This is a genomic window from Acinetobacter sp. 826659, from assembly GCF_000588515.1.
Lineage (GTDB): Bacteria > Pseudomonadota > Gammaproteobacteria > Pseudomonadales > Moraxellaceae > Acinetobacter > Acinetobacter pittii.
Map to the genome: position 1 here is coordinate 1 of NZ_JFYD01000009.1, position 13,489 is coordinate 13,489.

8 protein-coding genes are annotated in these 13,489 nt (G+C 41.2%); 2 read left to right on the top strand and 6 right to left on the bottom strand.

Annotated elements, in window-relative coordinates; translation table 11 throughout:
• A partial coding sequence (locus tag J663_RS16570) for an RHS repeat protein (protein ID WP_033851052.1) occupies window positions 1-4,634 on the bottom strand: 4,634 nt, incomplete at its 3' end.
• 503 nt (window positions 4,635-5,137) lie between these two features.
• On the opposite strand from J663_RS16570, the gene J663_RS16575 reads away from it, so the two are divergent.
• Window positions 5,138-5,764 (top strand): glutathione S-transferase family protein, encoded by a 627-nt coding sequence (locus J663_RS16575; protein ID WP_033851053.1) that lies wholly within the window; start codon window positions 5,138-5,140, stop codon window positions 5,762-5,764.
• 14 nt (window positions 5,765-5,778) lie between these two features.
• On the opposite strand, the gene J663_RS16580 is transcribed toward J663_RS16575, so the two are convergent.
• The 5 genes from J663_RS16580 to J663_RS16600 all read right to left on the bottom strand — a co-directional run bounded on the left by J663_RS16580 (window position 5,779) and on the right by J663_RS16600 (window position 11,029).
• Complete coding sequence (locus J663_RS16580; RefSeq protein ID WP_033851055.1) at window positions 5,779-6,558, bottom strand: Rossmann-like and DUF2520 domain-containing protein; 780 nt, start codon at window positions 6,556-6,558, stop codon at window positions 5,779-5,781.
• A gap of 93 nt (window positions 6,559-6,651) precedes the next feature.
• The gene (locus J663_RS16585; protein ID WP_033851057.1) at window positions 6,652-8,079 is read right to left on the bottom strand and encodes an OmpA family protein; all 1,428 of its coding nucleotides are present in this window, start codon (window positions 8,077-8,079) and stop codon (window positions 6,652-6,654) included.
• A gap of 213 nt (window positions 8,080-8,292) precedes the next feature.
• A complete protein-coding gene (locus J663_RS16590; RefSeq protein WP_005076972.1) occupies window positions 8,293-9,528 on the bottom strand; it encodes a dihydroorotase in 1,236 nt (411 codons plus the stop codon).
• 12 nt (window positions 9,529-9,540) lie between these two features.
• The gene (locus tag J663_RS16595) at window positions 9,541-10,557 is read right to left on the bottom strand and encodes an aspartate carbamoyltransferase catalytic subunit (protein ID WP_002121555.1); all 1,017 of its coding nucleotides are present in this window, start codon (window positions 10,555-10,557) and stop codon (window positions 9,541-9,543) included.
• Window positions 10,558-10,681: 124 nt separating this feature from the next.
• Window positions 10,682-11,029 carry a hypothetical protein gene (locus J663_RS16600; RefSeq protein ID WP_032056740.1) on the bottom strand — a complete coding sequence of 116 codons (348 nt, stop codon included), beginning with the start codon at window positions 11,027-11,029 and terminating at the stop codon, window positions 10,682-10,684.
• Between the two features lie 239 nt (window positions 11,030-11,268).
• Here J663_RS16600 and rlmKL point away from each other — a divergent pair, with 239 nt between their 5' ends.
• The gene (rlmKL, locus tag J663_RS16605; RefSeq protein WP_033851060.1) at window positions 11,269-13,479 is read left to right on the top strand and encodes a bifunctional 23S rRNA (guanine(2069)-N(7))-methyltransferase RlmK/23S rRNA (guanine(2445)-N(2))-methyltransferase RlmL; all 2,211 of its coding nucleotides are present in this window, start codon (window positions 11,269-11,271) and stop codon (window positions 13,477-13,479) included.
• Window positions 13,480-13,489 lie beyond the last annotated feature (10 nt).

Sequence of the window (13,489 nt, forward strand, 5' to 3'; positions counted from 1 at the left end):
TTATATTGGGTTTCAGTCACTGCACCTTCGGCATCAACCCGGTAGATTTCCAGCCCATCTTTATTGTAAACAAAGCGGCTCAGGTTGGCCGTGGTTTTACTGACCGTTACATTGGCAGCAGTCACGATATCTTTGCTCGCCCAGCTACTGACATCTTGTAAGGCGGTATATTGATATTGGGCAATCACCTTGCCATTGAGATCATAAACCGATCCGCTGACAACGCCCAGGCTATTAATGGTATAGACCAGCTGGTTCATCGCGTTATAGACATACCAGCTGCTATTGCCCGCCTCATCAATCTTACGTGTGACATTACCATTGGCATCGTAACGATACTCAACCTTTAAGGCCAGTCCACCCGGGTCTTTCACCTCGGAAATCCGTCGTCCCAGCGCATCATAAGTATACACCGTGGTCAGGCCCTTATCGGTTACCTTGACCTGACGTCCGGTCTCATCATAGCTATAGCTGGTCAACAGTTTAAGGCCCTTGGCATCCTGAGTGACTGAGATCAGGTTCCCGGCCTTGTCATAGCCATACTGGGTTACCCGCTCATTGGCACTGCCTTTGGCCTCTATCACTTCAAGACGCTGGCCTAAACCATCATAGCTATAGCTGGTTTCCTGGCTCTCGGTCGCAGATAATGTAACAATCTGCGAGATGACCCGGTTGGCATTGTCATAGTAATAGCTGGTCTTTACTCCGACCGCATCGGTGCTTTCGCTTAATAACCCTGTTTTCTTGTCATATACATAATTGGTGGTCGCCGCTACCGCATTGGTCTCTTTGGTCTTTTGTCCATCATCATTATATAAATAAGTGCTTTTACCCTGATTGGCCTGTGTAACCTGCACCACATCACCAAACTCATTATATTGAGTGGTGGTCTGCAAACCTTCCGGGCTTTTAACCGTTAGGGTCTTCGCCTGATCATTATAGGTATAACTGGTCAGGTTATTGTTGCGATTAACAATAAGCTGACGCCCCCAGGCATCATAAGTGGTTTTGGTGACCCCTTGATCTGCTGAGGTCACTTGGATGATACGACCCTGATCCTGGCTGTAATCAAAGCGGGTAACATTACCATTGGCATCGGTTTCCGTGATCACACGGCCATAGGCATCGTACTGCTTAAGTGTGGTGTTTTTTAAGCCGGTGCTGTCTAAAATGGTACTCGTCAGCTCGCCTCGTTTGCTATAGGCATAGCTGCTTTGTAGTGTGGTTTTGGTGGCTCCTAACGTCACCTGCTGGGTCTGTTGTTCCAGCTCACCATACAGGTTATAAACTGATGCAATGCTATTAGAAAGCCCATCGGTCTTTTTACTGACTTTGCCCAGCTTGTCATATTCAAGTTTTTCAATGCGGTCCCTGGTCGCATCTTTAATCGCTGTCACTAAACTGCTAAAGGTCGTGGTCAGCTCACCCCCTTTGAGGTTCTTGCCGACACCCACCGCATTCGCCAACGCACTCGGGGCTGTAGTACCTGTAGCCAGATCGGTGGCTGTAGCCGCCAGGCTCTTGCTATATTGCGTGCTGCTGGCAACTTCACCAAACAGACTATAACCGGTTTCAACCACATTGCCTTCGGCATTGATCTGATGAGTCAGACGGCCTGCTTTGTCATAATAAAATGTGGTCAGTTGCCCTGCCGCACTCATGACCTGGGTTTTTCTGCCTGCTGCATCATAGAAGGATTTAACCGCATACTGGTTATAGACCTGTTCAACCTGATCAGCCGTCATCCCGCTCGTTAACTGATTGGCCGCTTCCCCCCTTAACACCTGGGTGACTTCACCAAAGGCGTTATAGCGGGTATAGGCAACACGTTCATTGGTTGTGTTCGCAGCCAGCGTCTCCTTAATGAGACGCCCCGCCTCATCATAGACATAGCTGGTAGTTCCCTGACGGGGATCAACCACTTTGATCAAACGCCCTTGCAGATCGTAAGATTTAGTGCTGTCTTGATAGGTGTTATCTGCAGGTAACTTAATAATATCTGCCCACACGCTGGTACTGCTCACAGTCGCGGTGGTGGCCAAGGCATACTGACGTGTGGTTACGCTATTGGTTTTTTGGTTATATAAATAGGCCGTGACGAATTTCTTTTCATCCACTGTCCCAATCAACTGGCCTTGCGCATCGTAAAAATAGAAACTGCTCAGTATCGTGTTATCTGTACCGGTTGGTTTGAGCTGTGCCAACGTCCCGGTCGCACGCAAGCTCTCGGTCGTGACTTTACTGTGACGGTTAACTAGGATTTTTTGGCCAGCACTGTTGTAAACCGTTTCAACCAGATAGCCCTCAGCATCTAGGGCAGCCACCTGCAGGTTGTCTTTATTATAGAAATAGCGGCTGATCCGGTCGCCAGCTTTAGTTTGAGTGATATTGCCATAGCTGTCATAGCTATATTCAGTGATTAAGCCATTGGCCTGTTTAACACTGATCAGCCGGCTACTGCTGTCATAACTCTTCTCCACCACCCGGTCCAGACCGGCAACTGCAGGACGGATCTCTTCGATGCGTTTTTTACTCACCACCCCATTGGCAAGCCATCCTGCACTACTCACCCCAGTGGCATAACGGATTTCTTTGGTCTGTAAATCATTCTTGTTATAGACATATTCAGTCAACAGACCTGAGCTGTCGACCACACCAGTTAAACGACCTTTCTTGTCGTAGAAATTAAATTGCTCATAACCGCTCGACTGCTTGCTATAAATCAGACGTCCCGCTTCATTATACAGATAACTAGTGGTACGATCCGGTAGATTGGTGGCGGTCTGTACAGTGCTGGTTAAACGACCATAACTGTCAAAGCTTTGAACCGTACTTAAACCCGCTGCGTTCGTTACGGTAATTTTACTAGATCCATAACTATAGCTGGTGGTGCCTGTACTTCCCACTTCTGAAAGCACACGCCCCATCCCGTCATAGGCAAACGACTGTACGCTCGATGCTGCCGTTACCCCGGCAGTGGTTCGGTCCGCACCACGACGGGTGATCTTCTGCAATAATAAACCACGCGCATCATAGACATAGTCGATCAGCTCGGCGGCATCATCCACAATCCCCAGGTTCTTGATTACCCCTGTCGTGGCATCTGCTGTAGCATCAATTGAACTGTAATGGATCTCTTTTTTTAAGTTGCCATAGACATCATATTCATAGCTGCTCAACTCTTTTTTTAGCTGTTTTTTTACCCAGGTATCTACAGCCGCATAGGTCATGGTACTGGTATATTTGGCCTGATAGTTGCCGCCTTTACTGACCAGCTGGCCTTTATCATTATAGATATATTCTACGACCGCACCTTCAGCGCTAATCACAAAGCGTAGGCGTTGGGCATCATACAGATACTGCGTGCTCTTGATCTCGCCTGTCGTTGGTAAGACCCAGTTCCCGCTGGCATCTTTCACCGCGAGCGTGAGATATTCGGTGACAGTGGCAAGCTGGGTATTATTGGTATAGCTATATTTAATCGCTTTACCGGTCGGGCCGTATTCTTCGGTTAAGTTGCCATTACTGTCATAGCGGTAAGTGAGCTTATTACTTTCATTATCCGTAATGGTCAGTACATTGCCATCTGCATCATAGCTAAAGCTTGATACCTCGGCATTGGCATTCTTGATGCTGGTTAACTGCCGATTGGCATCGTAACTATATTCCCATACCTCTTGTAAGCTATTGGTCACCGTGGTCTTGTTAGCAGTATAGCTAAAGGTGGTCGTTCCCTGGCTGTCCTTGACGCTTGTTACCCGGTAAACATTGTTTGCCGTATCCAGCTCATAGCCAAACTGTACACTACTGCCATCACTTTGCGTGATACTTGCAATACGCGAAGAGCTGCCATCATAAGCATAGGTAGTGGTATACACCTTTTGATCGGTAATCAGGTTATCACTTGGTGTGAGGTCAGTAATGACCTTAGTCAGGCGATTGGCCGTGTCATATTCATAATAGACATTCTGGCTGACTACCTCGCCGACTTTAGTATCAATTCTTTTAATACGATTACTGGTTCCATCATATTGATAGATCAGCTCATTTAAACTGGTATTATCCCGAATGGAAATCAGGCGGTCTGTGCTGTCATAGCTATATACCAGGTTGGTGCCCTTGTTATCCTGAATACCGGTCAAACGGCCTGTCTTTTTGACCGCATCATACGTATAGATTTCTCGAGCAAGCGTTTTTCCATCGGTGACGGTCCAGGTCGTGCCTGAAATGCCAAGCTTATCGTATGCCCCATCACCTTCTTTAGAAATATAATTATTGGCAGAGGAAAAGTTAAACGTTGTTTCATGACCATCTTCAGCAGTGACAATAATTTTACTGCCCGCTTCATTTAAGTTACCGACTAAAGTCAGTCGTCTGCTCCACTCCCCGCTCCACTGGGCATTATTATTTAATAAACCTTTAGAATTATAGGTCTGGACGGATTGAATATCCTGTCCTGTGGCTGACAGATTATAGCCCTGCTGGCGAATCACCAGATTCCCTTCGGCAATATTAATATAATCTTCTATCCGGGACTGCCCAAAGCTTGCATTTCCTTGTACCCCTCGTTTTCCAAGCTGGTTTAATGAGCTATTAAATAAACCTAAACCATTACCTGATACAATCGCAACCATGATGCAGCCTCTTCTTATTTTTTAAGTATTAAATTAAGAAAGTATTTAATATATGTAAGTTCTTCTAAAGAATTAATATTACAACTTGATTCTAATTTAGTTAAACCCCACATAAGTTCCATAGTCTAATGATTTTTAATAGCTTTTTAAATATATAATTAATATATTTTTTTATAGTCTATTTGATAGCTAATTTTTATAAAAAATATTAATATAACCTAATTTTTTTCTTTAATATTTATTCAATAAAGGAATTAAGTTTCTAAACTTTATCTCCAAACTCATTTATTAAAAGAGCAAACTTTCATTTAAAGACAACTGTTCTTTAATTAGTATGAAATATGAATTAAGGTATCAATCAGAAATAAAACTTTTAAGATTACTTTTTACTAAAAATTAAGATAAAACGTAAATACTGCCAAGTTAATAATTGCCAATCGAGCCAAATCTAGCTATTTATAGAAACTGATACTTGCCATACTAAAAATTGCTAAGGACAACACATGTTAAAAATTTTAGGACGTAATAATTCCATTAATGTTCGCAAAGTCTTATGGCTGTGTGAAGAACTAAATCTTGAATATGAAAGAGAAGATTGGGGTCGCGGCTTTCGCTCTGCTCAATCACCTGAATATTTACAATTAAACCCAAACGGGCAAATACCTGTTGTTATAGATGGTGATTTAGTGCTTTGGCAGTCCAACAGTATTATCCGTTATTTGGCAAATGCTTACGATAAAGAACATCAGCTTTACCCTACTCAAGCAAAAGAAAGATTTTTTGTTGACCAATGGATTGATTGGCAAGCGATCGAGCTGAATAACAGCTGGACTTATACAATTATGTCTCTGTTGAGACATTCACCAGATCATCAAGATCCAAACTTATTACAACAAGGTATTGATGACTGGAATCATCATATGCAGATTCTCGATCAACAACTCGAAAAAACTCAGGCCTATGTTGCAGGTACTGAGTTCACTCTAGCGGATATTCCAATTGGTCTATCGGTACAGCGCTGGAAAGCTACACCTTTTGACCATCCAACGCTTAAAAATGTCGACCAATATTTTGAACGTTTAAATCAACGTGCGGGCTTCTTAAAATGGGGTAATAACGGCGAACCTTAATTTTTGAATAAACTTTAATCCGAGTGATGGCGTTTCAAAATGCCATCACTTAAAAGTTGATACACCTGTTTTAAATCAACTCGATTTGCTTGAGCCAATAAGCCTTGATGCATTGCCAAGATATTCTGATCTCCCCTTACCGCAGGCCCAGTTTGCATTTGCTTTGGATCATTTTCAGTCGCTTTTTTTGCTGTTTCTATAATTAAAGGATAGAGCAAACTAAAGTCGACCTGCTCTTTATCTACTACCTGCTTTGCCATATCAAAACAATAGTTACTAAAATTACAAGCAAATACTGCTGCTAAATGCAAAGTTAAACGTTGTTTTGAGGTGTATTGATACACTCGACTGCTTAGGCTATTTGCTAAATCTGAAAGTAGTTCTTGATCAGTATCTGTTACCGCTTCAACAAATAATGGTGTGGCTTGCCAATCGACGTCTCTTTCAAGACTGAAAGTTTGCAAAGGATAAAATACCCCTGCTTTTTCATGCACATAACTGATGACTTCAATATCTGTACTACCAGAGGTGTGAACTATAAGTGTTTCAGGAAAGAATTCATGAACTTGTTTTACAAGATCTGCAATTGCACTGTCTGAAACCGCTAAAATGATAAGATCAGTTGATTGGAATTGTTGAAGTGACTGACATGCTTTTACCTGAAACTGCTCTGCAAACTTTTGAGTCTTCTCAAAATCACGCGCATAGACTTGTATGATGTGATGACCTTGAGCCAACAATACCTTTGCTAAATGAAAGGCAACTCGCCCACTTCCAACCAAACTGATTTTCATATCAATCCAACACTATTTGTTCCAACAAAAAAGCTTCTCAAAATGAGAAGCTTTTTTCAAATTAAAATATCTAATTTTTCATACATCAGAATATTATTGAGCTACTGAAAACTCGATACGACGGTTTTTAAAGCGTCCTTCTTCTGTCGTGTTCTCTGCAACAGGCTGATCAGAGCCATGACCTTGTGCAACTAATTTAGACCCGTCTACACCTTTAGATGTTAAATAGTCGACTACTGCTTGAGCACGGCGTTGTGATAAAGCCTTATTTGCTACTGCATTACCCGTCGAGTCAGTGTGACCACCCACATTTAATTTCACACCACTGACTTTATTTAAAAGTGTTGCAGCTTGATCAAGAATAGCTTTGTTGTCTGCTGGAATATCGCTTGAGCCACTCGCAAAGTTAATGATTTGCAAGTTAAGTGCTTTTACTAATGCATTTACATCGACATTATTCGGATCAATTGAGCCTAGAGCAGTTTGCGAAGCAGTTAAGCTATTGCTTACAGATTGCTCAGCTGTTTCTGGTGCAGTAGAAACAACTTCAGTGTGAGGAACAAGAGCTTTTACTTTTGCGGTTAATGCTGCTAACGCTGCTGCATCACCTGCTTTCAAAGTAATTTTGTCACCTATCCATTCTAAAGATACATTTGGCACACCTTTTAAGGCACCAAGCACGCCAGCAAGTGCATCTTTATCTGTAAATCCAGCTGCATATGTTTGACTAGTATCAACGTTACAATCTTGAGTTGATGAGAAAACCTGCTTAACTTGAGTTTGTAGGGTTGCTAAGAATCCTTGATCGCCAATACCTGCCTGACACTGGCTAACAGCACCTTTATCATCTGTGCTTAAGGTTAAACTCGCAGGTGCAGCTGCGGTAGTAGCCTCAACACCACTGGCAGCTGTTGGTTCAGGTGCTGGTACAGCTTCTTTATGCTGGCAAGAACGCCATAACCAAGCAATGATAAGACCCAAAATAATTAAGGCAATAATAGGGAGGAACCCACGAGATTTGCCTGTTTTTTCACTGGCTGCCGCTAATGGTGGGGCTGCTGAAGTTGCATGTGGAACTGAAGATAAACCTGCACCAAGTCCTAAAGGAGCTAATAGACCCACTGCCCATCCCGGCAAATGCGAACGAATAGTATCTGCATGCTGACGTAAATAATTTACAATACTCTGTTGATCATTTCCGGCAACGTCCGAAATTGCATTAAGGCTAGGTTTAATTGCACTGTTGAGTGTGCTTTCGATTTCATTATTTGGTGCTGTACCACTTAAATGAGTCAGTACAGTATTCTTGATTTGGTCATTATGAGAAAAAAGGTCTGATAACGAAGGAGCCAAACTGTTTTTTAATTGTCCAATAAGATCAGGTTTAGCAGCTAATAATGAAAGTAAAATTGGATAAAACTTAGATAAAGCATTCGATTTTTCGCCTAGGTATCCATCCTGATTATCTAATATTGTTGATGATACTTTTTCTTTAAGCAGTTCTATAGGGTTTATCGACATTGGTTATTCTCCCGAATTTTATACGTCGTAACCAGCAACTTTTGATTATTCAAATACTTCTCTTTGCTGATAGTTTTTTATTCTAATGTGCGCTCAATCTTTTGTTGTTTTTTAAATAATTTATATACAAATTTCCATCTAGTATTTACAAAACAGGCAGATCTTATTGATCTACCTGTTTATATTTTAAATTTACTTTAAATAACCGTTTTATCAGTTAGCAAAAGTTTGAAGTACTTTACCGGTAAGGTTTTGACCCAACAATGGAGTATTTTTCCCTTGTGATAAAATTGTGTCTTTGCTTACTGTCCAGTTTAATTCAGGATCTACTAATACCCATCCTGCTTCATCTTCCCAACGCGTAGTCATATTGGCAACCTGCGCAGGTACGCTAGTCACTTTTTCAACCCACTCTAAAGGTTCAAATAAACCTTCATTAATGAGCTGAATGCCTAAAGATACATAAGTATCAAAAGCAGTAATGCCCGGTTGAGTTTCAGCAAATGGTGCCATTTTTGCTGAACTGCTTAAAGGCTCATGATGCGTACAAATTGCATCAATCACCCCTTCTTTTAAGCCTTGACGCAAAAGTTCTTTATCTTGCTCAGAACGCAATGGTGGACGAACATGCGCAAGTGAATTGAAACCATCAGTTAAGTGTTCAGTTAAATGCAACTGATGCATTGCTACATCGGCAGTCACTGGTAAACCTTTTGCTTTTGCTGCGCGAATTAATTCAACCGATGCACCACAAGATAACAAACCAAAGTGAGCTTTTACGCCAGTTGCTTCAATCATAAGTAGATACTTTGCAATTGCTACAGTTTCAGCAATTGCAGGAATCATCGGCAAACCTTGGCGAGAAGCAATAAAACCTTCGTGTGCACATCCATCTTTAGCAATCTGTGGTTCTTCAGCATAAAACACAACCGTTAAACCAAGACCTGCTGCATATTCCAAGGTACGAATAACTACATCATCATTTTCAAAAGCAGCATTCGCATTAGAAACAGCAGTACAACCACCTTTTTTCAAGCCCGCCATATTTGCAGGTTGCTTACCATTTAAACCTTGGGTCTGAGCACCAATGATATGCATGTGAATGCCCCCATCATGCCATGCCTTTTCAATCAAGCCATGAATGAGAGCACCGTTGTCTTGTACAATTGGCTTTGAATCAGGTGGTGTAATAACATGCAAAATACCATTGGCACGTGCTGCCTTACCTTCCGATTTCAATGTCCCATGTTGCTGTTGACCTGGTTCACGCAAACGCGCGCACAAATCAACCATGGTTGGCATTAACCATTTGCCTTGGCCATCAATGGTTTGTTCAACTTGCTCTACTGGAGCAACCAACTTGCCATTTTCAATATATACAGTTTGTACGCTGTCTGTTTTTTGGATTGGGTCTAACACACGTACATTTTCAATTTTTACAATACTCATGTGATCCATTCCTTACAACGTAATCGCTTCAATTAAACCTTGCTCTTGGAGTTGGCCTTGCATCGATAACGCCAATACGGCCATACGAACTGCAATACCATTGGTTACTTGTTTTAAAATAACCGACTGATCTCCATCAGCAACACTTGAATCAATTTCTACACCACGGTTCATTGGTCCAGGATGCATCACAATGCAATCTGGTTTAGCTAAACCAAGACGTTCTTTGTTTAAACCATACATTCTGTAAAATTCAGACTGTGAAGATAACGCTGGAGAGTCAATACGTTCGTTTTGAATACGTAAGGCAATAATCACATCACAATCGGTAATACCTTCATCCATCTTGTTAAACAAACGAACGTGCTCGCCATATTCCGAAAAGCCCACTGGCAATAATGTATTCGGTGCAATCACACGAATGTCTTTACAACCTAGAGTTTGTAATGCAGCTACATCCGAACGTGCTACACGAGAGTGTTTGATGTCCCCGATAATAGCAACGCTTAAATCTTCAAATGGTTTTTTAGTTTCACGGCGAATAGTCAGCATATCAAGCATCGCTTGCGTTGGATGCGCATGACGTCCATCTCCTGCATTAATAATCGCGACCTTTGGACATACATCTTTAGCAATGAAATGTGCAGCACCCGAAGATGAATGGCGAACAACAAAGATATCCGCTGCCATTGCTTCAAGGTTCCAGAGCGTATCGCGCAGAGTTTCACCTTTTGAAGTACTTGAACGTGCAATATCAATGTTCAGTACATTGGCAGACAAACGTTTTGCTGCTGCTTCAAAAGTAGTACGAGTACGTGTGGAGTTTTCAAAGAAGAGATTCATAACCGTCAATCCCTCTAAGAGCGGACGGTTAATTAAATTATTATTATCGTCTAAAAAGCTTTGTGCGGTATCTAAAATCTTGGTGAGGTTTTCTTTTGAAAGTCCCTCAATCGTTAAAAAATGTTTTAAATTTCCGTCTTGATTGAGCTGAACCTGGCTCGGTTGATGCAACGCTGCAATATGCATAATGGATTCCTATGGGTCGAATCGCGAAAACGTGCATAGTGTAGCTGAATTCCGCTCTTTTCGCAGAAGAACTTTACAGAATAAGGCCCTAAATTGACCAGAAAATTTAGAACCTTATTGGCAATTACCTTAATGCACCAATGTAATGGTGCGGAACTTGTGCCCGATAAATATCCTCAGCGGTAATTTCCGACTCTTCATCGACTTTAACAACAGCGATTTTTTCTTTTTGAGAAGGCTCCTCTGGTATTGTATCAACCAACGATTTCAATCGCTCAACACTTCGTTTTAATTCGTCATCCTCTGATTCTAGTGCCAGCGCAATGACATATTTTGCATAATCTTTATTTTGGACAACGTACATTGCATCTATTACCCGCCCCGTCACCCTACGCATGCGTACATATATTTGTGTCGCTACTGAGAAAGCATCCGCATTAGCAATAAAACCATTCCCCATCATGTCTTTCATTTATAATTACCCCATCAATTTAAAATAATAAAATGGTTAAAAACTGGCTATGTTTGTTAATTAAATAACCATTGATAGGATTGAGTTAGCAAAATACATACCACTTTAATTGTTTTAATCTTTAAAAATCAGTTTATTGGTTGGATTATGATAGGTTGCAATAATTTAAAAACCTTTACACATCAAAATAAGTTAAACTTTGCATCGTTAATATTTATATGTTTTGGTCAATCGAGTTTATGAATACCTCTTTACGTTTAAACCACTATTGGATTACTTGTGCTGATGGTTTAGAAGCCCTCTTACAAGAAGAAATAGAACAGCTTGGCACCAAAGTGACAGAACGTAAAGCAGGACGTTTAATCATTGAAGGAACGCTTGAACATGCTTACCGTATCTGTATGTGGTCGCGTCTTGCTTCTCGTGTTTTACTTCCGATTCATACTTATGAACTTGAACATACACACGATGCACGTGATGTAGCAGAAGAGCTTTATGAAGGTGCGATTAGCTTTGACTGGTCACTTATTTTTGCACCACAAAGTACCTTCGCAATTCGCTTACATGCAGAACGTGAAATTAAGGTTAATACTCAATTTGCAACACTTCGAGCAAAAGATGGTGTTGTCGATTCTTTCATGGAAGCTGTAGGTCGTCGTCCGAGCATTGATACTAAACAACCAGAAATTACGTTATATGTTTTAGCAGGTAAAACTGAGCATACATATTGCCTAGATTTATCAGGTGATTCATTACATAAACGTGGTTACCGTCGTTATATGACGGATGCGCCAATTAAAGAAAACCTTGCTGCGGCAATTTTACAAAAAGCTCAGCTTCAGCAACGTAAGCCAGAGATTGTACTCGACCCGATGTGCGGTTCAGGTACATTTATTATTGAAGCATTAATGATTTTGACTGACCGTGCACCAGGCCTTGTTCGCCGTTTTGGTTTTAATGGTTGGCATGGTCATGACCGCGAGCTTTGGCTTTCACTCAAAGCTGAAGCAGCAGAACGTCATGAAAAGGCGCTTGAATTACCTTTACCTAAATTTTATGCCTACGATGCAGACTGGGAAGCTGTCAAAGCCACTCGTGAAAATATTATTGCGGCAGGCTTTGAAAAAGTATTAGGTCAAATTCAGATTGAAGAACGTACTTTAGCGGACTGGCCTGATTTTTCAGCTGAAGGCAAAACTGCATTTATTGTGACTAACCCTCCATATGGTGAACGTTTAGGTGATAAAGCATCTAACCGCTCTCTTTATTTAGGTTTATCTGCACTTCTAAAAAAACATTCCCAAAATCAATATGCAGAAATTATGGCAGCGAAAATTAAAAAAGCCGATGTTTTAGCGTTTGAAGCGCCTGAAACCTTACGTTTAATGAATGGTAAGTTACCGATTTACATTCGCTTTGGTTCAATTAAGCCTGAAAAAGTAACTCAGCCATTCTTAGCAACTTGGCAAGCTCAACCTATTGAAATGGAAGAAGCTCAAGATTTTGCTAACCGTTTGCAAAAAAATATGATCGCCTTGAAAAAATGGGCAACGAAAGAAAATGTTTATTGCTTACGTTTGTATGATGCAGACTTACCTGACTTTAATGTCGCTGTTGACTTATACGGCGATCGCTTACATGTTCAGGAATATGCACCACCAAAAACGATCGATCCTGAAAAAGCAAAAAAACGTTTTAATTTAGCACTCGCTGCAATTCGTGCTGTTACTGGTTTAAACCGCGATGCTATCTTCATTAAGACACGTGCGCGCCAAACAGGTACTAATCAATATACGAAACAAAGCACAGCTTCAAAACGTTTTATCGTTCAGGAAGGTAAAGCTAAAATTTTAGTTAACCTGACAGATTACCTAGATACAGGTTTATTCCTCGACCACCGTCAAATGCGTTTACGTATTGCCCAAGAAGCTCGTGGTAAGCACTTCTTGAACTTATATAGCTACACCTCTACAGCAAGCTTACATGCTGCTTTAGGCGGTGCTGCAAGCACGACAAGTGTAGACTTATCTAATACCTACTTAAGCTGGTCAAAAGAAAACTTCGTTTTAAATGGCCTGACTGTAGATCACGCAGATGAACAGCACATGTTCTTTGCGAGCGACTGTTTTGAGTGGTTAAAAGAAGGTCACGAACAATATGACCTTATTTTTATCGATCCACCGACATTCTCAAACTCTAAAAAGTTCTATGGTACTTTCGACGTCCAACGTGACCATGTTTCACTCATTAAACGTGCAATGAATCGTTTAAACAGTGAAGGAACGCTCTATTTCTCAAACAACTATCGTGGTTTTGAAATGGATGAAGAGATCGAAGCTATTTTTCAGGTTGAAGAAATCACTTCTGAAACCATTGGCCCTGATTTTAAACGTAATCAAAAAATCCACCGTGCATGGAAAATCCAGCATCCTGGCCTAGATCAATATTAATAAGACTAGG